Source organism: Iningainema tapete BLCC-T55, from assembly GCF_014698965.1.
In the GTDB taxonomy this organism is placed as follows: Bacteria; Cyanobacteriota; Cyanobacteriia; order Cyanobacteriales; family Nostocaceae; genus Iningainema; species Iningainema tapete.
On record NZ_JACXAE010000110.1, the window covers coordinates 152874 to 174992 of the forward strand.

Below are 22119 nucleotides of genomic sequence, written 5' to 3' on the forward strand. Positions count from 1 at the left end.
CCTCGTCTTTTTCCAATTGTTACAAAACTTTACAGGGAAAAATATTATTCGGTGTAGACAGCGATCGCATTGCCATTATCCAATTCACCTACACATCCGATTCCTTCTGTACGACTGAAACCACATCGCATAGTTGTATCCCATTGCCGAACAATGGAATTACCTCTTTGCCAAGCCAGTCTGTTGACTCGGAAATTTTGTTGATTAGCAACGCGATCAACTTGGCTAGCGTCAACTACGAGGATTAAGCAATACTGCTTGGAGCAGAATTTCATATTCATACTAGCATTATTGAAAGCTCCGAAAACTAGATAATCACAGCTATATTTTTCTCCCTCAATAGCAATTGAACAAGTTGATGGATAATAGGTTTTGTGATAGTTAAAATCAACGGCTGGTTTTGCTAATGTAGTATTAGCATTCAGGCTCAATAGACCAACGGATGCTAGCACAGTTGCTACCATTCTTTTCAACATAACTATTCCCCTTGTAAAATCTTTTTTGTAGGTACAACCGTTTTGATTGCTCTTACTTCTATATCTGTACCCCTGATGTGATTTTATGCAGGAGGAGAAAATGTTTACAAAACTTTATTTTTTAAGGGACTGGGGAATGAGAAGGAATTTTCGTTCTTTGCCCGCTCCCTAATCCCCAGTCTGCGGTTCCCAATCCCTAATCCCTTAAAATCCTTATAACTCTTTTAACATATTCATAACTACTTCATAAAGAGTAGTATTCTTTTGAACTTTCAACAGTTGTGCTGCTTGCTGTAAATTTTGAATGGCTCTCTGTTTGTCTCCAATCAGAGTGTAAACTGTTCCTCGACCTATATAAGCATCAGCAGATTGAGGATTGATATCAATGGCTTTGTTAAAATCAGCCAAAGCTAGATCCCATTTTTGCTGGAGCCAGTAATGACTGCCCCGTTGGAAGTAAGCATCAGTAAACTGAGAATTAAGTTCAATGGCTTTGTTGAAATCAGCCAAAGCTAAGTCCAATTTTTGTTGGTTTTGGTAAAGAATACCCCGATGGTGATAAGCTTTAGCAAACTCAGGATTGATATCAATGGCTTTATTGAAATCAGCCAAAGCTAGATCCCATTTTTGCAGGACAAAGTAAAGTCCTCCCCGACTATTGTAAGCATCAGTAAACTGAGAATTGAGTGTAATGGCTTTGTTGTAATCAGCAAGAGCTAAGTCCAATTTTTGTTGATTTTTGTAAAGCTCCCCTCGATTGAAGTAAGCAACAGCATACTGAGGATAGAGTGTAATGGCTTTGTTGTAATCAGCAAGAGCTAAGTCCCATCTTTGCTGCTTATGGTAAACAATTCCCCGATTGTTGTAAGTACTAGCAAACTGAGGATTGAGTATAATGACTTTGTTGAAATCAGCAAGAGCTAAGTCCCATTTTTGCCGATCAATGTAAAGCATCCCCCGATTGTGGTAGGCTTTAGTAAGCTGAGGATTAAGTGTAATGGCTTTGTTATAATCAACAAGAGCTTGGTCTAATTTTTGCTGCTTATGGTAAGTAACCCCCCGATTATAGTAAAATGCAGCACGGGGACTGAATTCAATCGCTTTGCTTATTGCTGATAAAGCAAGTGCATACTGTTTTGAACCCTCTAATATCGCCCACTTATTGTTATACAGGTTTGGGTTATCTTGCTGAAGTTTAATTGCTTTGTCTATTGCTACTAATGCTTTATTTAGTTGGTTTAACTCTCGATAGACTATACTTTGGTAGTACCAAGCAGCAGCGTACTCAAGTTTAAGCTTCCCTGCTTGCTCGAATGCAGCAACAGCCTCTTGATATTTACCGCTATATCCTAACGCCAAACCTTTACCATAGTAAGCTAAGTACATGAAAGATGGTTTGAGCTTAATCGCTTCATCAAAGGCTTGGACTGCTTCTTCCAAACGATTCAACCGCCACAGTTGATTTCCTCTTTCTAACCATTGGGTAGCCGTTGCATTTCCTTTGGAAATATCTGCTGATAATACCGCTTGTTGAATAGAGTTGACTTGTTGTTTATCCAGTTGAGGAGGTGGAGTGTTTTCTAGCCTTTGCGGCTTCACACCCAGCCGTGTCGCCAATCCTAAAAAGGTACTCACAGGAATGCCTAAACTATACCCTATTTGTACTTGACCTTCACTACTGCCAGAATCCCCTGTCTTGTTATCTAGCGCGTCTTCCCCCTCAGCTCGTCCATGAATGCCGATGACTCGCCCTACAGAGTCTAACACTGGTCCGCCACTCATCCCACCATAGGTAATACTGGTATAAACTAGCTCATATCCTCCCGTTAAGGAACTGGCACTTTGTAATCTATCAGAACTATTGCTTTGAAAGTCAGAATCTTTAACTTGTAATAATCCTGTTTCCTTATCAAAAATCCGCCCGATTGTAAACCGCCAAGGTGACTGCTCTCCTAACTTGGGATACCCGGCAGTGAACATATAGTTATAGCCTCCACCAGAGTCACTACTGTTAGGGTTATAATCTACTAGAGTCGCCACTTGATAGGTGGCGTTGCTAGTAAACTTGACAACTGCTAAATCTACCCCTTCTTCTCTTTTGATGGTGCTTTTGTCTACGGGATATTGTTTTCCATCTGGGGCGAGAATTTGATAGTTATCGTCTTCACACGGCTTAGTGGCATCTTCTCCTCTTTTTTTTCGTTCACACACAACGTGAGATGCTGTTAAGACAGTGTAGGTGTCCCCATCTTTGGCAATAATAATTCCGGAACCATTGCTATGACTTTTACTATCAATTTTAACCGTAATTTGTTTGGCTTTTTGTTCTAATTCCCCTAACCATCCTATCAATGGCGTTTCTGGTACGATGGAGGAAGTAGCAGGTATTGGCAGAGAATAGGCGGTGAGAATCTCTGGGTTTACCTGTGCTAAAAAAGTAGATGTAGGAATTCCCCAACTCAAACTCCTCATTTCTTTGATTTCTTCAGAGGTTGGGCGAGAACCGTTGGGATAGACATAACCCGTGTTTAAAATGGGATAAGCACTCCTACCATTGATGCCGAGCAGGGTTCCCTGAGTATTTAGAATTGGTCCACCACTCATTCCCTGTTCTATATTGCTGGTATAACCGATTTCATATCCTTCTTTTGTGCGTGTAGTTTTTTTAATTTTTCCTGACCAAAATACTACATGTCCCTTCTCCGCCGAAAAGCCCGCCGCGACGACGGGCATATCTATATTGGGTGTAAAATTTGCGATTTCTCTTGGCAGACAATAATTTTGATTTGTCTGAAATTTTAATAAGGCTAAATCGAATTTTTCAAAGTTAGTTTGGGGGACGATTTGTGCTGGATAAGTTTTACCGTCAGCAGTTTGTAGGCTCACAGAATTAACCCCTCGAATAACATGGGAATTAGTGACAACTAGATAAGTATTTCCTTGTTTTGCCAGTATTGTTCCTGAACCGCCGTTGTGATCACCGATAACTCTGACAGTAATTCGGCTGGCGAGGGTTTGCAGTTGCTTTTCTGAATATTCTGCGCTTTCCCCATTTTCTGGTTCTATTTCACAATTGGAATTTCCCCTTGCTACTTGGGAAAAAGAATGAGAGCCAATTTCCCAAGCTAAAACAGGAAATGGTAAGAGTAACAAGGAGGAAATAAGGGCGATGATTTTGTTCATTCAAATGTTATGGTAAGGAATCTCCACTCTGGTATCCTCCCATACCTTGAATTTTTACGCGAAAAGTGGTTTTTGTTACAATAGTTTACATTAGAGACGCAAAATTTCGCGTCTCTACTTTTGATGGGCTGCTGAAGAATTAGAAGAAATGTTGAGAGAGTGGGGAGTTTTTATCAAAATCGCCGTTGATATAGAACGTGAAATATTAGCAGGTGGAAGCGAAAGACATTACGAGTGTGAACAAGAATTACTCAAAGATGGGAGCAAACAGCGTGATATCTGGGGAGCAGATTGGAACCCATATACGCAGAAAATCTTTTTTGAGTCTATAATAAATATTCGCCCAAGTCAGAATAACCGCAACATGGAGATACAGTCTCCGGAGATAAGAGAACGAGTTACCCAAATTACCATACGATTATTGGGAGGACTATAATGCCTAACTGGAGTTCTATCGAAGCAGGATTTTTGAAGCAAACTCGCTCAATGCAGTTAGGGGAACTTGCATCGTGCCTAGCACGTATCAAAGCCTGGTGTTTTGATACTGAGTCAGCTCGCCAAGGTGTTCCAGTCATACTTAGTGAAAGTTTATTTTATTTGTCACTATTGATAGAACATGAAGAATTTAATACTCCAGAATTTATTCAGTTACGTCAATTATTACTTTCTTGGCAACAACGTTGGTCAATAATTGTCTCTCAGCCTGCCGAAATTGCATTTGTTAGCGCCACCTCAGCTTCTTGGAGCGATCGCATCTTAAATATGTCTGGTTTACTTACAGAGGAGACTGAGAGTGTTTAGATGCCAAAAACGTACAACTTACACCTCAAATTCTTTTGTCACCTTCGACTCGCCAAAAGCAACCGTTATCCTAAACTTTTCTCCTAACTCAGCACTAAACTCTTGTTGAATCCAATTATCTTCCTCCCTCGATACCGCTTCTAAAACCGTTGCTCCCGATTCATCACTAATAATTAATTTGACTCCTTCAGGTAAAGCGATTTCCCCGAACGGATGCACTTGTGTTAAAATATCAACTTCCGTCTCACTTTCTGATGTAATTTTCACCACTAACGCCAAGGTTATTTTGTCGAGTTGCATCCCCAAATCAATTTTTTGACCCCGTGTCATACTAACTTCATTCTTAAAAGCTAGTCCCAACTGCTGAGGTTTTAAAAGCTCATCAATTGTCTGCCAACCTGCATCAATAACTCCCTCTAACCAATGCCCAATTTTCACAATGGTTAATGACTCTTCTTTTTGGTGATTAGCTTCTTCAAGCTCTGTTAGATAGAGCAAAAAGTCTTCTAAAGATTGCAACCTATCTAAAGAAACTTCCACCGCTGCTTGATGGGTAAATCCTAAAATATTTGCTGATTGCACAGAAGAATTTAATTGCACTGCTACATAACCAATTCTATCCTCCCAAACTTCTAACGGAACCTCAAATGCCTGTGCTTCTGGTAAAACAGGACGGCATTCTAATTTACCAATATTTTTGACTTCTAAATCAGCGACATCCATCAACTTAATCGCTAAAGGATTGCGGCTGTCACTTTTATCCCAATCCGTTTGAAATCCCATACAACGTAAATAATTATCCACTGCATACACAGCCAAAGTATTCAGATAAACTTGTTTAGCCTTGTCGGGATTAGAGATTCCTTGGCGACATTGTTGAGCGATGGAATGAGCTTCAAAAGATAAAGAAATGGTAAAACTGACTTTATTAGTGATACTATTCATAACCAAGCTTTCCCGAATTGTATTGTAGATTAATCTATATATATTTCTTGACGTAAGCAATAATTTTACGCACTCTTCGCTGGTAAAAACTTGCAGCGGTTGACATTGGCACGTCTAATTCTTGAGAAATTTCCTTCCATCTTTTTCTTTCTAAGATGCAAAGAAGAATTACTTGTAAATTTGCTTGAGGATATCCCTGAATTTTCTCATTCTTAAAAAAACCTTCTGGATCGTTCTCAATGATTTCCTTAATCTGTTCTAACTCAGATATCTCATCTTCTATGAGCGGTTCTTTATTGAGTTCCTCCAGAGATAGTACTTGAGGAGTTTCTTGATTTTTCGGAAGCTGAGTCAAACCTCTTTTTTGGTCTTTTTTTACTAGATCATTAAATCGCCAAGTGAAAATTTTATTTACCCATGCCATAACTGGATATTGTGGGTTATATTCATCTATTTTTTGACATATTTCTATACAGGTTTGCTGTAAAGCCTCACGATAGTATTCTAGATAATTAGGCAATCCCAACCACTTTGTTTGCTTGCTCAGGCTCTCGGAAACTTGAATAGTACTGATAAGATTATTTAACGCTATCCGTCGCCTCACTCGCTCAGTTGAACTGCCGTTGGCTGGATATTTTCTCACCTCCTCGACTAGCTGCTGTAGTCGCTGGTTGAGAGCGTTATCTCTCTGGTGGAAATCGTTGCTCATCAATGCTTCTGGTTGCTCCAGTAGGGAAGGACTATTCTGGTATCTTCCCCTACCTTAGGATTTTACGCAAAAGCCGTTAATCTTTACAAAGTTTTACATAATTAATAAGCTGTAGCGGCTCCAGCGGGCACTGCGCTCCCAAGCATTCGCCTAATTGCCTGCTCCCAAAACTTGTGCTTAAAGTTACTAGATTTATAATACTGCGTCCAGATCATCAAAAGCCTATGTTTATGAGAAGAATTTCTCATAATTGTCATGCCTACCAATCCAAAATCATGTAACTGTATCACCCTCAAAAATGCCAACGGCTCGGTAACCACGGGTTATCCTCACAGACCAAATATTTTCCTCATCATTAACACATTTGAAATGCAAAGATGGGTGAAAAGGTTTTTCTTTCCATAGTTGATAGGCTTTTCTCGCATTCCGTTTGATCTGTGAGTTCAGGGGCTGGTATGCTTCCCAAAAAGAGGGAAGGGTTGCGGACTTCATAACTTGTCGTAGTCCATTGGTTGAGCAAGTCCCTCCCTCATCTCTTGCTTAGCACGTTGGGCTGCTGCTTTGAGTTGTTGTTGAGTTTTCTTAAATGACTCGTCCCATTGAAGTTCGGAGAGCTTATCGTCAAGATACTCTCTGAGATGCTCTACAACTTTGTCTTGTACGACTTCAGGCAAAGACTCCATCATCTTGATTACAGTAGTAATTGCCTCAGATGACATAACACTATTTCCCTTCACAACTTTACTAGTCTTCAACTTTTCACACTCTAGCATTGATTTTTTCACCTCGTCTTTTTGCGATGATTAGCAACTGCACCGAATCGGGTAGACATATCAGTGGAACAACTTGAATCAGAACTAACTAAAAGATTTCAACAAAGCGAAAAACTGGCTAGTCTTGAAAACCACCAGTTTTTAAATCTACTTATGAAATGTCTATACTATTCGGTGTAGACGGTGATCGCATTACCATTATCCAATTCACCTACACATCCGATGCCATCTGTACGACTGAATCCACATTGCATAGATGTATCCCATCGACGAACAATAGAACTGCCTCTCTGCCAAGCTAGGTTGTAGACAGAGAAATTTTGTCCATTAGAAATACGAGACAGTTGGCTAGGAGTAAGCATGAGGACAAAACAATCAGATGAGGAGCAGAGTTTAATATTGGCAGTTGCATCATTGAAAGCTCCAAACACAACATAATCACAGGTAGATCTTTTCCCCTCAATCGCAATGGAACAAGTTGATGGATAAACTTTTCGGTAAGTACTATAATTTACGGCTCTTTCTGCTAATGTAGGATTAGCATTTAAGCTCAATAGACCAACTGATGCTAGCACGGTTGCTACCATTTTCTTTAACATAACTATTCCCCTGGTAAATTTTTTTAAGGTAAAGCAACCATTGCGATCGCTCTTACTTCTATATCTCTACCCCTGATGTGATTTTATGCAAAAGGAAAAGTCGTTTACAAAACTTTACTTTTTTCAAGTACTGGGGAATGAATAGTTATAAAACTAGCCAAACTTGCTAAATTATCGAAAAAAGGTTAAATAACTATGCAATGGTACAACGAACCAGCACAATGGTCAGTTTCGCCAAACCAGATTATTGAGACAACTGAGCCAAAAACAGATTTCTGATTTCTGACTTGTCACACATTATGTTCGCGAGAGCGAACAAATTTTTCATTCTTAAGACCGTTGTTCCTGCCCAGCGCAACTTCTATTTTACCAGCATCTGGTGTAGTGAGAGTACACAAAGTACGCAGAGTTGTTGTTTTGCCTGCTCCGTTAGAACCGAGTAAACCAAAGATTGTTCCTGGTTCTACTTAAAAGGAAACATCCTTAACGGCTTCAACCGTGCCGTAACGCTTCTTTAGATTTTCTCTTAAAATGGCGGGAGCCGTGAGAGGTTATCCCTTACTATACAAATCTCAACAAAGTTTATCTCTATTTTAGGGACTACTTAAATACGCTTACCGTTCAAAATTCCTGGGCAAAAGATGCACCTTAGCACTACCAAATAAACGGCTATGGTAAGGATTGCCATCAGGCTATGCTGTTTGGTTCTTTTCACTCTAGGTTTTTAATGTCAAGTATAGTTTATACAAAATTAGATGTTTTTACCCTAAATTCAATTCAGCTTTAAGTAAAAAATAATTTTTATTTAAATTTAGTTTACACTTAATTATGTAAGATTACTTAAGTAATGTTCTGCTAATAGCATGAATCAAATATGACAAGAAAAATTCTTCCTTCTAATCACAACTTTGCCTTTGTGTTATTGATAGCCTTGCTCATAGTAGTAGGTTGTGTGAGAGTCTGTTCAACTTATAGTGTCTTTTGGCAAACTTGGGATGAGCCATTTCATATTGCAGCAGGTATGGAATGGCTTGATAAGGGACGGTACACTTATGAACGTTTTCATCCTCCCCTAGCGCGGGTAATGAGTGCTCTAGGTCCTTATCTACATGGCATTAAGGGCTGGGACAATCTGAATCAATCTTGGTATAAGGTTTGGGATGAGGGAAATGCCATTCTCCAGTTTGGGGGAACATATGAATATAATTTAACCTTAGCCAGAATAGGAATATTGCCGTTTTTTATTATTGCATCTTTAGTTGTAGCTTTATGGGCAAAAAACTGTGGTGGAATAATTACATCTTTGTCAGCAACATTACTATTTACAACTTTGCCTCCTATCCTTGCCCACACGGGTTTTGCTACGCTAGATATGGCTTGTGCTGCCTTGGTTACTGCTGCACTATTTGCTTTGACTTTATGGTTAAATAGACCAACTTTATTACGTAGTTGTATTTTGGGAATTAGTATAGGTTTAGCTATCCTATCAAAATTACCTGCCATAGGTTTTTTGGTTATAGCTGGAAGTTTGATTATAGCAGTATATAGTATTCCCTTCTTCAGAAAAAGTTTTACTGAAAAGCCAGTGTTGCCAAAATTTAAGCAGTGGATGACTGCATCAGTAGTTGCCCTGCTACTATGTTCGCTAACAATTTGGGCTGGATATCGCTTTTCCCTCAGCCCACTATTAAGACCAGAAACTAGCAATTATAAGGTAGTTAACCGAGTTTTTGGTGTTGATGGACCAATCCACAATATTGCATATTTTGTTCTTGAAAATACTCCTGTACCTGCTATAGAGCTTTTAGGTGGAATAAGTGATTTTTTGAGAAATAGGAACAAACCAAAGGTTGTCTATTTGCTTGGAGATATCCGAACAGAGGGTCAGTGGTACTATTATCCTATTCTTCTCTTAGTCAAAACTCCCTTACCTTTTATCGTGCTAGGTGCGCTCGGCTTCTTCTTCGTCTTCAAATATGCACTAATCCAACGGCGAGAAGAAGTTCGCTTCCTAACACCTGTAGTTTCAGTTATAGGAGTTCTAGTAGTAGGTATGCTTGGCACCATAAATAATGGAGTTCGTCAAATACTTGCTGTATACCCTTTACTTGCAATTGTGGCAGGTTATGGCGTATCAAAACTACTGTCTTTTCATAAAAAGTTTCAATTTGTTGCACTAGGACTTGTAACAATACTTTTCTCATGGCAACTAATATCATCATTTGCTGCTCATCCAGATTATTTACCCTATTTCAATGAATTAGCAAAAAATCATCCTGAAGAAATCGTAGTGGATAGTGATTTGGATTGGGGTCAGGATCTCAAGCGGCTTGCACTAACACTTAAAAACCGTGGAATTAACCAATTAGCAATTAAGTACAATGGTAGTACAGGAATTGATTTAAATCGATTCCATCTTCCTGCAATACAAGAATTAAAACCTTATCAGAGAGAAACTGGTTGGATTGCCATCAGCATTTATTGCCTAAAATTAGGGACAGATAAACCACCCTACGATCAATTTTCTTGGCTCCGAGACTATCAACCTGTAGAGAAAGTTGGAAAGTCGATATGGCTCTATTATATACCTAAGAATTAGTAAAATTTTTTTGAGACCTTAATTTGGTGATACTCTTATGATGTATGAAGATAATATAAAAAAATATAATTTAATTATGAAGTTGACAAAAAGTGTTCAAAATTATATCAAAACAGAGTAAGTTGTTATACGGTAATTAAGTATAAATTATACTTTTAAGTATTAACTCTAGCTTATACTAGCTGTTAAAAAAGCAAGGTCTGTTCAGCTCATAAATTTTCAAGGGTAATTTGACGCCAGCAAGAGCGAGGACTTTCTAGTGCTGTGATTCGCGGTTGGCAGGCAGCTAGAGGAAGTGTTTTAGGAGTGATTGATGTGGATTTGCCGCATCCACCTCATGTACTGTTGCAACTATTACAGGTGATTCAACAAGGATCAGATGTAGCAGTTGCTAGTCGTCATAAGGAAGGCGGTGGGGTGAGTAGTTGGAGTTTCGTCCAGCGTTTTTTGTCCCAGAGAGATTAGATAGGGGTGAGAGCGAAGCAATTGTTCTGGCAATTGAGTTAGAAGCTGACTTACTATTAATGCGTATTTTCCAGTTATTATGGGAGAAGTTCAGGTGGGAATCAAGTGTGCATCGCCAGAAGGGGATGGATATGATGTTATTTTTGAGGATTATAGACTAGTACAAGTCGGCGGAAGTAAAGCAACCATTTTAAACAGCAAAAGCTTTGATATATAATAATTTTGACTTTTGAATGCGTGACTTTCGCGCAGCGGTGCTAGGCAACATGGGCTAGCGTAATTTTTAGAGCGGCAAAATTTTCAGTCTTATGATAGATTTACATATATAAATTTGTCGTTATGAGAGAAATTCGTTATAGTTTACACATGATCGGCTGCTAGAGAAGAATAGAGTTGGCGATCGCTCATCTACGAATATACACGAAGGCGAGAAAAGCGCGAGCGCAAAGTTAAGCAAGCGGTAGCACCAGACATAAAGTATAAATTTAAACTCCACCAATCATGCCCACCGAACAGTTAACCAGAGAAAGCGACAACTTAGATTTAACACAACTACTAAAAACGCTCTTCGCAGTCAAGAAAGGAGACTTTTCTGCCCGAATGCCAATAGATCGTACAGGCATGGCGGGAAAAATTGCTGACACGCTTAATGATATCATTGAACAAAACGAGCGGCTGACAGCAGAATTACAGCGAATTAGTAACGTAGTTGGCAAAGAAGGTAACATAACCGAACGGGCAACTTTGGGAAATGTTCGCGGCTCCTGGGCAGATTGTGTAAAATCTGTCAATACTCTAATTACAGATTTAGTCCAACCTACAGCAGAAACAGCGCGTGTGATTAGAGCTGTAGCAAATGGTGACTTATCTCAAACCATAGCACCAGAAATCGAAGGCAGACCCCTCAAAGGAGAGTTTCTCCAAACTGCCGAAATGGTGAATACTATGGTAGGTCAACTTAACTCCTTTGCTGGTGAAGTCACAAGAGTGGCGCGGGAAGTGGGAACAGAAGGTAAGCTCGGTGTACAAGCAGAAGTGCCTGGAGTTGCAGGTACTTGGAAGGATTTGACTGACAGTTTTAACTTAATGGCGGGTTCTTTGACGGCTCAGGTACGTAACATTGCTGAAGTTACCACAGCAGTAGCAAATGGAGACTTGTCGAAGAAAATTACCGTTGATGTGAAAGGGGAAATTTTGGAGTTGAAGAACACTATTAATACAATGGTGGATCAACTTAACTCCTTTGCCTCGGAAGTAACACGGGTAGCCCGTGAAGTGGGAACAGAAGGTAAGTTGGGTGTACAAGCAGAAGTGCGGGGTGTTGCTGGTACTTGGCGAGACTTAACAGAATCTGTCAATATGATGGCAGGAAATTTGACGGCACAACTGCGTAATATCGCTGAAGTAACCACAGCAGTAGCAACAGGTGATTTGTCGAAGAAAATTACTGTTGATGTCAATGGCGAAATTCAAGAGTTGAAAAACACCGTGAATATCATGGTAGATCAACTCAACTCCTTTGCCTCGGAAGTAACGCGGGTAGCTCGTGAAGTGGGCGCAGAAGGAAAACTGGGTGGGCAAGCAGAAGTGCAAGGCGTTGCAGGTACTTGGAAGGATTTGACTGACAGTGTGAATTTCATGGCAGGTTCGTTAACTGCTCAGGTACGCAACATTGCTGAAGTGACAACGGCAGTAGCAACAGGTGATTTGTCGAAGAAAATCACTGTGGATGTGAAAGGGGAAATTTTAGAGTTGAAGAACACTATTAATACAATGGTGGATCAACTTAACTCCTTTGCATCGGAAGTAACACGGGTAGCCCGTGAAGTAGGAACAGAAGGTAAGCTCGGTGTACAAGCAGAAGTGCGGGGTGTTGCTGGTACTTGGAAAGATTTAACTGACAACGTTAATTTGATGGCAGGAAATTTGACTGCCCAACTGCGTAATATTGCTGAAGTAACCACAGCGGTGGCGAATGGTGATTTGTCGAAGAAAATCACTGTGGATGTGAAGGGGGAAATTTTAGAGTTGAAAAACACTGTGAATATTATGGTGGATCAACTCAACTCCTTTGCATCGGAAGTAACGCGGGTAGCTCGTGAAGTGGGCGCAGAAGGAAAACTGGGTGGGCAAGCAGAAGTACAAGGTGTTGCAGGTACTTGGAAGGATTTGACTGACAGTGTGAACTTCATGGCGGGTTCTTTGACTGCCCAGGTACGTAACATTGCCGAAGTAACCACGGCGGTGGCAACAGGTGATTTGTCGAAGAAAATCACTGTGAATGTGAAAGGTGAAATTCTAGAGTTGAAGAACACTATTAATACAATGGTAGATCAACTCAACTCTTTTGCATCGGAAGTAACAAGGGTAGCCCGTGAGGTGGGGGCAGAAGGTAAGCTTGGTGTACAAGCAGAAGTTCCTGGTGTTGCCGGTACTTGGAAGGATTTGACAGATAATGTGAATTTCATGGCGGGTTCGTTAACTGCCCAAGTTCGTAATATTGCGGCAGTGACGACGGCGGTGGCAAATGGTGATTTGTCGAAGAAAATTACTGTTGATGTCAAAGGTGAAATTTTGGAGTTGAAAAACACTATTAATACAATGGTGGTTCAACTTAATTCCTTTGCGAATGAAGTCACAAGGGTAGCGCGTGAAGTGGGTTCTGAAGGTAAGCTGGGTGTACAAGCAGATGTGAAAGGAGTTGCGGGTACTTGGAAAGATTTGACGGATAATGTGAATTTCATGGCGGGTTCTTTAACTACCCAAGTACGTAATATTGCTACAGTTACCACAGCGGTGGCAAATGGTGATTTGTCGAAGAAGATTACTGTGGATGTGAAAGGCGAAATTTTAGAGTTGAAGAACACTGTTAATACAATGGTAGATCAACTCAACTCCTTTGCATCGGAAGTAACACGAGTAGCCCGTGAGGTGGGAACTGAAGGTAAACTGGGTGTACAAGCAGAAGTTCCTGGAGTTGCGGGTACTTGGAAGGATTTGACTGATAGTGTGAATTTCATGGCGGGTTCTTTAACTGCCCAAGTACGCAACATTGCTGAAGTTACCACGGCGGTGGCAACGGGTGATTTGTCAAAGAAGATTACTGTGGATGTGAAGGGCGAAATTTTGGAGTTGAAGAATACTATTAATACAATGGTAGATCAACTCAATTCCTTTGCTTCTGAAGTAACTAGGGTAGCCCGTGAGGTGGGAACTGAAGGTAAACTGGGTGTACAAGCTTATGTTCGAGGTGTGGGTGGTACTTGGAAGGATTTAACTGATAATGTGAATTTGATGGCAGGTAACCTAACGGCACAGGTACGCAATATTGCGGAAGTGACAAAGGCTGTGGCGAATGGTGATTTGTCGAAGAAGATTACTGTGGATGTGAAGGGCGAAATTCTTGATGTGAAGAATACCATTAATACAATGGTGGATCAGTTAAGTTCTTTTGCATCGGAAGTAACTAGGGTAGCGCGGGAGGTGGGAACTGAGGGTAAACTAGGTGGACAAGCACAAGTTCAGGGTGTGGCTGGTACTTGGAAAGATTTGACTGATAATGTGAATTCGATGGCAGGTAACTTGACGGCACAAGTGCGCGGGATTGCGAAGGTAGTGACGGCAGTTGCGAATGGTGATTTGAAGCGGAAGTTGATGTTGGATGCCAAGGGGGAAATTGAAACTTTGGCAGAAACGATTAATGAAATGATTGATACGTTAGCCACCTTCGCTAATCAGGTAACGACGGTGGCGCGTGAGGTGGGGATTGAAGGGAAGTTGGGCGGGCAAGCGAAAGTTCCTGGGGCGGCTGGTACTTGGAAGGATTTGACTGATAATGTGAATGAACTTGCTGCTACACTTACTACTCAGTTACGTGCGATCGCAGAAGTAGCAACTGCTGTTACTAAGGGTGACTTAACACGCTCAATTGCGGTTGAAGCTTTGGGTGAGGTGGCTATCCTGAAGGATAACATCAACCAAATGATTGCCAATCTGCGGGAAACAACCCAGAAAAATAATGAGCAAGACTGGTTAAAAACTAACTTGGCTAAATTTACCCGGATGCTTCAAGGTCAACGTGACTTAGAAACTGTGTCTAAACTAATTCTCTCAGAGTTAGCACCGTTGGTGGGAGCTTCACAAGGTGTTTTCTACATTATGGAAAGTGCGGAGGCACAGTATCTCAAGTTAATTAGTAGCTATGCTTACCGTGAGCGCAAACATTTAGCCAACCGCTTCTACTTGGGTGAAGGTTTAGTAGGGCAATGCGCTTTGGAAAAAGAACGGATTTTGCTGTCGGAAGTACCGTCAGATTATATTAAAATTAATTCTGGCTTGGGTGAAGCTAGCCCACTCAACGCTGTGGTTTTACCTGTTCTGTTTGAAGGACAAGTAACGGCAGTGATTGAACTAGCTTCATTTAGACGTTTTAACGATATTCATTTGACATTCTTCGATCAACTTACTGAAAGTATCGCGATTGTCTTGAATACCATCGCTGCTAGTATGCGTACAGAAGAGTTACTCAAGCAGTCGCAGTCTTTGGCGGAAGAGTTACAAAGTCAGCAAAATGAACTCAGGGAAAGTAATAAGCGTCTGGAGCAACAAGCGCAAACTCTCAAATCATCAGAAGATTTATTGAAGAAGCAGCAAGAAGAGTTACAACAAACCAACGTTGAATTAGAAGAAAAAGCTGAGTTGTTGGCGGTACAAAACCAAGAAGTCGAACGCAAAAATCAGGAAATAGAACAAGCAAGGCGATCGCTAGAAGAAAAAGCCGCCCAATTAGCTTTATCATCTAAGTATAAGTCTGAGTTTCTTGCCAACATGTCTCATGAGTTGCGCACTCCACTCAACAGCTTATTGATTTTGGCAAAGTTACTTACAGATAATGTAGATGGAAATCTGACACTAAAACAAGTTGAATACAGCAGAACAATTTACTCGGCTGGCAATGACTTATTGGCATTAATTAATGACATTTTGGATTTGGCAAAAATTGAATCTGGTACCATGACAATTGACATGGAGCAGATGCTGTTTTCTGAATTGAGCGAACACCTTGAGTCTACTTTTAGACAAATTGCCTATGAAAAAGGGCTTTCTTTCACAATTGAATTAACTTCTCAGTTACCAAGATCAATTTACACTGATAGCAAACGCTTAAAGCAAGTCTTGAAAAACTTGCTCTCTAATGCATTTAAATTTACAGAGCGTGGAGAGATACGCCTGCGCATTGAGTTAGTAACTTCTGGATGGAGTCTTGACAATGAAACTTTAAATAGTGCCTCTACTGTAATCGCTTTCACAGTCATTGATACAGGTATTGGCATTGCCCCCGATAAGCAAAAGATTATTTTTGAGGCTTTTCAACAGGCAGATGGTACTACCAGCCGCAGATATGGTGGTACAGGTTTAGGTTTGTCAATTAGTCGTGAAATTAGCCGTTTGCTGGGTGGCGAAATTCAACTGATGAGCAAAATTGGTGAAGGTAGTACGTTTACTTTATATTTACCTACAGTGATAGGGGTAACAAATTTACATCCTAATTCTGTATCTCAATCATCTCCATCGTTGACAATACCTAACGGGGAGTACAGACGCTCCAGCGGAGCGTCTCTACCGGAAATTGATGACAGGGGTGATATTCAACCGTCCGATCGTGTACTTTTAATTGTGGAAGATGACACTAAGTTTGCGCGTATTCTTTTAGATATGGCGCGGCAGCATGGATTTAAGGGGATTATTGCTCAAAGTGGTAGTGTAGGTTTGGCAATGGCACGGGAATTTCAGCCTTCTGCTATTATATTGGATATCGGCTTACCTGGATTGGATGGTTGGACAGTACTCGATCGCCTCAAGCATCACCCCAATACCCGTCATATTCCAGTGCATATCATGACTGTTGAAGAAGGAAAACAACGGGGATTACGCCAAGGAGCAATCGCTTATTTACAAAAACCTGTGAGCAGTGAAGCTTTGCATCAAGCATTGACGAAAATTAAAGGTTTTGTTGAGCGCAGGGTGAAAAGTTTGTTGATAGTGGAAGACGATACTACTCAACGACAAAGCATTGTGGAATTGATTGGTAATAGTGATGTTGCCACTACTGCTGTGGGTACTGGTACTCAGGCGCTAGAAGCCATTCGTCAGCAGTCGTATGATTGTATGGTAATCGATTTAGGTCTACCCGATATGAACGGGTTGGAACTAATCGAACAAATTAAGCAGTTACCTAATGGTGAAGCACTACCCATTATTGTCTACACAGGTAGGGAAATTAGCAAGGGACAAGAAGTTGAATTGCGACGCATGGCAGAGACAGTTATAGTTAAAGATGTGCGATCGCCTGAACGTCTCCTGGATGAAACAGCTTTATTCTTGCATCGTGTTCAAGATAATTTACCTACACCCCAACGTGAAATACTTGAACAAATACAATCAAATGATCCTATACTAGTGGGCAAAAAAGTGCTGATTGTAGATGACGATGTGCGCAACATCTTTGCTCTTACTAGTATGCTTGAGCGCTATCAGATGCAAGTTGTTTATGCCGAAAATGGTAGAGATGGCATTGAAGTTTTGCATTCCACACCAGATATTAACGTAGTGCTGATGGATGTAATGATGCCAGAAATGGATGGCTACGAAACCACACGCCGCATCCGCCAACACCCTGAATATAAATCTCTGCCCGTAATTGCACTCACCGCTAAGGCAATGCAAGGCGACAGAGAAAAGTGCATTGATGCTGGTGCTTCTGACTACATTACTAAACCCGTGGATACTGAACAGTTACTTTCACTGTTGCGTGTCTGGCTCTACCGATAAGGTTGATATTAATGTTCAACAATTTAAAATTAAGCACTAAAATAGGCACAAGCTTTATACTGGGGTTATCGATTATTACTGCTCTGGGAATAATTTCATACCGCACCACAAACAACTTAATCGCCAATTCTCGTTGGCAAGCTCATACCTATGAAGTGCTTAATGAGTTGGATAATTTAACATCTGATTTACAAGAAATAGAAATCGGACAACGTGGATATATAGTTACAGGAGAACAATTTTCTTTAGAACCTTACAACCAAGCACTTCCTAATATTAAAAACCGCCTAGAAAACCTGCGAAAATTAACCTTAGATAACCCTAATCAACAGCAGAGAATCTCTAATTTAGAACCAATAATTTATCAAAGATTAGATTTAATTAAACAAAGAATTTCCGTGCGGCAGAGTCAAGGATTTGCAGCGGCAAGGCAACTTGTGCTGACGGATGAAGGTAGAAAATTGATGAATGAAATTCGTCGCATAACTACCGAAATGGAAACCAATGAAGTAAACCTATTAACATTACGTTCCCAGCAAAGTCAAGTAGCAACTGAACAAGCTATTAATACTATTATTTATGGTGTTAGCATAGCTTTTTTATTCTTAACTTTGATTGGGATTTATCTAAGTAAAAATATCTCTCAACCTCTCCGAGAAATTTCTGAAGCAACTGAAAAGCTGGCAAAAGGTAATTTATCTGTAAATGTGTCGGAGCGCAACCGCCGCGACGAAATTGGGATGTTAGCGCGAACTTTTAATGAATTGATTGCTAATTTGCGTGAGACAACTGTGAGAAATGATGAACAAAGTTGGCTAAAATCAAACTTAGCTCATTTTAGCCAACTCTTGCAAAATCAGAGAAGTCTAGAAACTGTTGCTAGCCTAATTCTCAGTGAAATTGCTCCTTTAGTTGGCGCACAACAAGGCACTTTCTACATAATGGATGTTGATGAGCAGCCAATTTTAAAACTTTTAGGTAGCTACGCTTATCAAGAACGCAAGCACTTGTCTAATAGATTCCGTTTAGGTGAAGGATTGGTAGGGCAATGTGCTTTAGAAAAACAAAAAATTTTATTGACAGATGTACCAAGTGATTATATCAAGATTAGTTCTGGTTTAGGCGAAGCCACGCCTCTGAATATTATCGTGTTACCTGTAATGTTTGAAAATCAGGTAATCGCAGTAATTGAGTTAGCTTCTTTTCAACGCTTTAAAGAGATTCATCTGACTTTTCTAGAGCAAGTAACTGACACTTTTGGCGCAATTTTAAGTGCGATAGCTTCTGATATTCGCACTCAAAAATTACTTGAACAGTCTCAAGAATTAACGCAACAGCTACAAGTTCAACAAGAAGAACTCAAGCAAAGTAATGAATTATTAGCACAACAAGCGCAAGAATTACAAGCATCTGAAGAAGTTTTGAAACAGCAGCAGCAGGAATTGCAACAGTCGAACGAAGAATTACAGCAATTAAACGCCGAATTAGAAGAAAAGGCAGAGTTATTATCTTTACAAAATAAAGAAGTTGAGCTAAAAAATCAGCAAGTGGAACAAGCAAGAAAATCTTTGCAAGAGAAAGCAGAGCAACTAGAATTGTCGTCAAAATACAAGTCTGAGTTTCTTGCTAACATGTCTCATGAGTTACGAACTCCACTCAACAGCTTGTTGATTTTAGCTAGGTTACTATCAGATAATCACGATAAAAATCTGACAGATAAACAAGTCGAGTATAGCCGCACTATTTTCGCAGCAGGTAACGATTTGTTGACATTAATTAATGACATTTTGGATTTGGCAAAAATTGAATCTGGAACCATGTCTGTAGACATAAATAAAATAATTTTGCAAGAATTTTGTGAAAATTTAGAGCGGATATTTCAACAAGTTGCCTACGAGAAAGGGCTGGCTTTCAAAATTGAATTGGCTCCAAATTTACCTACTTATATTTACACCGATACTAAACGTCTACAACAAGTGTTAAAAAATCTCCTCTCCAATGCGTTTAAGTTTACAGAGCGCGGAGAGGTAAGACTACGTGTCGAGGTGGCAACCTCTGGATGGAGTGCTAATAACGAAACTTTGCATCGCGCTCCAACTGTAATCAGCTTCACTGTCAGCGATACAGGTATTGGCATTGCCGTTGAAAAACAAAAGATTATTTTTGAGGCGTTTCAACAAGCAGATGGCAGCACTAGTCGCAAGTACGGTGGCACAGGGCTAGGTTTATCAATTAGCCGTGAAATTACTCGTTTATTAGGTGGTGAAATTCAACTAGTTAGTCAAGTAGGCTCTGGTAGTACGTTTACTCTATATTTACCGCTACAAACAGTCGGGGAGCAGGGGGGTAGAGAAGTCGGGGAGCAGGGGGGTAGAGAAGTCGGGGAGATGATATCAAATTCTCAGACACTCCCTTTCTCCCCCACTCAGACACTCCCTTTCTCCCCCACTCAGATACTTGACGATAGGGGTAATCTTCAACAAGGCGATCGCCTACTTTTAATTGTGGAAGATGACACTAAGTTTGCTAATATCCTTTTGGATATGGTGCGGCAGCAGGGATTTAAAGGTATAGTGGCTCACGATGGCAGTACGGGTTTAGCGCTGGCACAGGAATTTCAGCCTTCAGCCATTTTACTAGACATTCACCTACCAGGAATGAATGGTTGGATGGTTTTGGATCGTCTCAAACATGATTTGAGTACCCGTCATATCCCAGTACATATTATGTCAGTTGAAGAGGGACGACAACGTGGATTGCAGCAAGGAGCAATCGCTTATTTGCAAAAACCTGTGAGTAGTGAAGCGTTGCACCAAGCATTAACTAAAATTAAAGGTTTTGTTGAGCGTAGAGTGAAAAACTTGTTGGTGGTAGAAGACGATGCTACTCAACGCCTCAGTATTATAGAATTAATTGGCAACAATGATGTGGCGACAACTGCTGTTGGTACTGGCAAACAGGCGCTAGAAGCTATTAATCACCAACAGTTTGATTGCATGGTACTCGATTTAGGTCTACCTGATATGAACGGGTTTGAACTAATCGAACAAATCAAGCAACTACCACATGGTGAAACACTACCAATTATAGTTTACACTGCGCGAGAACTTACGAGAGTAGAAGACACTCGATTACAGCGCATAGCAGAAACAGTTATAGTTAAGGATGTGCGATCGCCTGAGCGTCTCCTCAACGAAACTGCCCTATTCTTGCACCGCGTGCAAGCTAATTTACCTGCGCCTAAACGACAAATGCTCGAACAATTACATTCCTGTGATCCTACACTAGCAGGCAAAAAGGTGTTAATTGTCGATGATGATGTACGCAATATATTTGCTCTTACCAGTATACTTGAGCGTTATCAAATCCAGGTGATGTATGCTGAAAACGGTAAAGACGGAATTGACGTTTTACATTCCACACCAGATATTAATCTAATTTTAATGGATGTGATGATGCCCGAAATGGACGGCTATGAAACAACACGCCGCATCCGCCAAACTCCACAGTTTAAATCTCTACCCATTATTGCACTTACAGCTAAGGCAATGCAAGGTGACAGAGAAAAGTGTATTGAAGCAGGCGCTTCTGACTATATTACCAAACCTGTAGATAACGATCAGTTACTTTCTTTGTTACGTGTTTGGCTCTACCGTTAGTTTTCTGTCTTAAGATAGGGGTAATCAACGTTTTTTATAGTATTCGGATGGATGCGAGTTTTGACACCTATACCTTATAAAAAATAGTAGGGTGAATTACTAACGCACCATCATCTCTATAGAAACGTTACATGTAACGTTTCTAAATTAACGATATTTTGTCAACAACACTATTGTGGGCTGCTGCCTCAACTATATTATGATACAATCAACAGCAACTTACAAACTTATGGATAGAGAGCAACTTGAAGATATTGAAATTCAATTGCTCCTCGAAGGCATATATCGTTACTATGGTTTTGACTTCAGAAATTATGCCTTGGCTTCACTCAAACGCCGAATTTGGAATATAGTTCGCTTAGAAGGTTTAACTAGTGTATCAGGATTGCAAGAAAAAATTCTCCACGACTCCGAATGTATGGAGAGGTTCTTATATAATCTCTCTGTTAATGTTACTACTATGTTTCGCGATCCTCACTTTTTTTTAACATTTAGAAATAAAGTTATACCTATATTACGCACTTATCCTTTCATTCGGATTTGGCACGCTGGATGTTCTACAGGGGAAGAAGTTTATTCAATGGCTATTATCCTTCAAGAAGAAGGACTTTATCACCGTACCCGTTTATATGCTACTGATATTAACGATCTGGTATTAAGAAAAGCTAAAGCAGGTATTTTTTCCCTAAAACTAATGCAAGAATATACGCACAATTATATCTTAGCAGGTGGGAAAAAATCTTTTTCAGAATACTATACAGCAGCATACGAACACGCAATATTTTCTTCTTCCCTAAAGGAAAATATTATATTTTCGCAGCATAATCTAGCCACAGATAGCTCTTTTAATGAATTTAATATTATTTTATGTCGCAATGTTTTAATTTACTTTAACAAAACTTTACAAAAGCAAGTACATAATTTATTTTATGAAAGTCTGGTGAGGTTTGGCGTTTTAGGTTTGGGGCGTCAAGAAACACTTAGGTTTACGCCTCACGAAAAAGACTTTGAGGAATTAGACAGTAGTCAAAAACTTTATCGCCGAATTCATTAACAGTACAGACGCTCCGGCGGAGCGT

At 40.2% G+C, this 22119-nt stretch carries 12 protein-coding genes and 3 pseudogenes; 7 read left to right on the top strand and 8 right to left on the bottom strand.

Annotated features, from left to right (window positions below):
* Window positions 1-44: 44 nt before the first annotated feature.
* Window positions 45-476 carry a hypothetical protein gene (locus ICL16_RS36790; protein WP_190836525.1) on the bottom strand — a complete coding sequence of 144 codons (432 nt, stop codon included), beginning with the start codon at window positions 474-476 and terminating at the stop codon, window positions 45-47.
* 213 nt (window positions 477-689) lie between these two features.
* Window positions 690-3659: a tetratricopeptide repeat protein gene (locus ICL16_RS36795; RefSeq protein WP_190836526.1), complete on the bottom strand. Its 2970-nt coding sequence runs from the start codon at window positions 3657-3659 to the stop codon at window positions 690-692.
* Between the two features lie 133 nt (window positions 3660-3792).
* Here ICL16_RS36795 and ICL16_RS36800 point away from each other — a divergent pair.
* Window positions 3793-4095 (top strand): annotated as a pseudogene (locus tag ICL16_RS36800) (DUF5674 family protein); the annotation flags it as partial.
* Window positions 4095-4460 (top strand): hypothetical protein, encoded by a 366-nt coding sequence (locus ICL16_RS36805; RefSeq protein ID WP_190836528.1) that lies wholly within the window; start codon window positions 4095-4097, stop codon window positions 4458-4460. The pseudogene ICL16_RS36800 and the gene ICL16_RS36805, both read left to right, overlap by 1 nt.
* Before the next feature lie 18 nt (window positions 4461-4478).
* Here the strand turns inward: ICL16_RS36805 and ICL16_RS36810 are convergent, their stop codons facing one another.
* The 6 genes and pseudogenes from ICL16_RS36810 to ICL16_RS36835 all read right to left on the bottom strand — a co-directional run.
* Window positions 4479-5405: a DUF1822 family protein gene (locus tag ICL16_RS36810; protein WP_190836529.1), complete on the bottom strand. Its 927-nt coding sequence runs from the start codon at window positions 5403-5405 to the stop codon at window positions 4479-4481.
* Window positions 5406-5439: 34 nt separating this feature from the next.
* Window positions 5440-6114, bottom strand: a complete 675-nt coding sequence (locus tag ICL16_RS36815; protein WP_190836530.1) for a sigma-70 RNA polymerase sigma factor region 4 domain-containing protein — start codon at window positions 6112-6114, stop codon at window positions 5440-5442.
* 273 nt (window positions 6115-6387) lie between these two features.
* Window positions 6388-6606, bottom strand: a complete 219-nt coding sequence (locus ICL16_RS36820; RefSeq protein WP_190836531.1) for a ParE family toxin-like protein — start codon at window positions 6604-6606, stop codon at window positions 6388-6390.
* Complete coding sequence (locus ICL16_RS36825) at window positions 6603-6833, bottom strand: hypothetical protein (RefSeq protein ID WP_190836666.1); 231 nt, start codon at window positions 6831-6833, stop codon at window positions 6603-6605. Before ICL16_RS36825 ends, ICL16_RS36820 begins: the two co-directional genes overlap by 4 nt.
* 221 nt (window positions 6834-7054) lie before the next feature.
* Window positions 7055-7486, bottom strand: coding sequence for a hypothetical protein (locus tag ICL16_RS36830; RefSeq protein ID WP_190836532.1), 432 nt, complete (start codon window positions 7484-7486; stop codon window positions 7055-7057).
* A gap of 353 nt (window positions 7487-7839) precedes the next feature.
* Window positions 7840-8019: pseudogene (locus ICL16_RS36835) on the bottom strand (ATP-binding cassette domain-containing protein); the annotation flags it as partial.
* A gap of 341 nt (window positions 8020-8360) precedes the next feature.
* Here ICL16_RS36835 and ICL16_RS36840 point away from each other — a divergent pair.
* The 5 genes and pseudogenes from ICL16_RS36840 (at window position 8361) to ICL16_RS36860 (ending at window position 22094) form a co-directional block, all read left to right on the top strand.
* On the top strand, window positions 8361-10085 hold the full coding sequence (locus ICL16_RS36840; RefSeq protein ID WP_190836533.1) for an ArnT family glycosyltransferase: 1725 nt from the start codon (window positions 8361-8363) through the stop codon (window positions 10083-10085).
* Between the two features lie 234 nt (window positions 10086-10319).
* Window positions 10320-10541: pseudogene (locus ICL16_RS36845) on the top strand (glycosyltransferase); the annotation flags it as partial.
* 510 nt (window positions 10542-11051) lie between these two features.
* A complete protein-coding gene (locus ICL16_RS36850; RefSeq protein WP_190836534.1) occupies window positions 11052-17381 on the top strand; it encodes a HAMP domain-containing protein in 6330 nt (2109 codons plus the stop codon).
* An 11-nt stretch (window positions 17382-17392) separates the two neighbouring features.
* Window positions 17393-21040, top strand: a complete 3648-nt coding sequence (locus tag ICL16_RS36855) for a response regulator (protein ID WP_190836535.1) — start codon at window positions 17393-17395, stop codon at window positions 21038-21040.
* A 229-nt stretch (window positions 21041-21269) separates the two neighbouring features.
* Entirely contained in the window at window positions 21270-22094 is an 825-nt protein-coding gene (locus ICL16_RS36860) for a CheR family methyltransferase (RefSeq protein ID WP_190836536.1), read from the top strand.
* Window positions 22095-22119 lie beyond the last annotated feature (25 nt).

Excerpts from the sequence above, each read along its gene's own strand:
- ICL16_RS36840 (WP_190836533.1), top strand. The coding sequence starts at position 8,361 with ATGACAAGAAAAATTCTTCCTTCTAATCACAACTTTGCCTTTGTGTTA.
- ICL16_RS36805 (WP_190836528.1), top strand. The coding sequence starts at position 4,095 with ATGCCTAACTGGAGTTCTATCGAAGCAGGATTTTTGAAGCAAACTCGC.
- ICL16_RS36815 (WP_190836530.1), bottom strand. The coding sequence starts at position 6,114 with ATGAGCAACGATTTCCACCAGAGAGATAACGCTCTCAACCAGCGACTA.
- ICL16_RS36795 (WP_190836526.1), bottom strand. The coding sequence starts at position 3,659 with ATGAACAAAATCATCGCCCTTATTTCCTCCTTGTTACTCTTACCATTT.
- ICL16_RS36810 (WP_190836529.1), bottom strand. The coding sequence starts at position 5,405 with ATGAATAGTATCACTAATAAAGTCAGTTTTACCATTTCTTTATCTTTT.
- ICL16_RS36830 (WP_190836532.1), bottom strand. The coding sequence starts at position 7,486 with ATGTTAAAGAAAATGGTAGCAACCGTGCTAGCATCAGTTGGTCTATTG.
- ICL16_RS36825 (WP_190836666.1), bottom strand. The coding sequence starts at position 6,833 with ATGTCATCTGAGGCAATTACTACTGTAATCAAGATGATGGAGTCTTTG.
- ICL16_RS36860 (WP_190836536.1), top strand. The coding sequence starts at position 21,270 with ATGGATAGAGAGCAACTTGAAGATATTGAAATTCAATTGCTCCTCGAA.
- ICL16_RS36855 (WP_190836535.1), top strand. The coding sequence starts at position 17,393 with ATGTTCAACAATTTAAAATTAAGCACTAAAATAGGCACAAGCTTTATA.
- ICL16_RS36850 (WP_190836534.1), top strand. The coding sequence starts at position 11,052 with ATGCCCACCGAACAGTTAACCAGAGAAAGCGACAACTTAGATTTAACA.
- ICL16_RS36820 (WP_190836531.1), bottom strand. The coding sequence starts at position 6,606 with ATGAAGTCCGCAACCCTTCCCTCTTTTTGGGAAGCATACCAGCCCCTG.
- ICL16_RS36790 (WP_190836525.1), bottom strand. The coding sequence starts at position 476 with ATGTTGAAAAGAATGGTAGCAACTGTGCTAGCATCCGTTGGTCTATTG.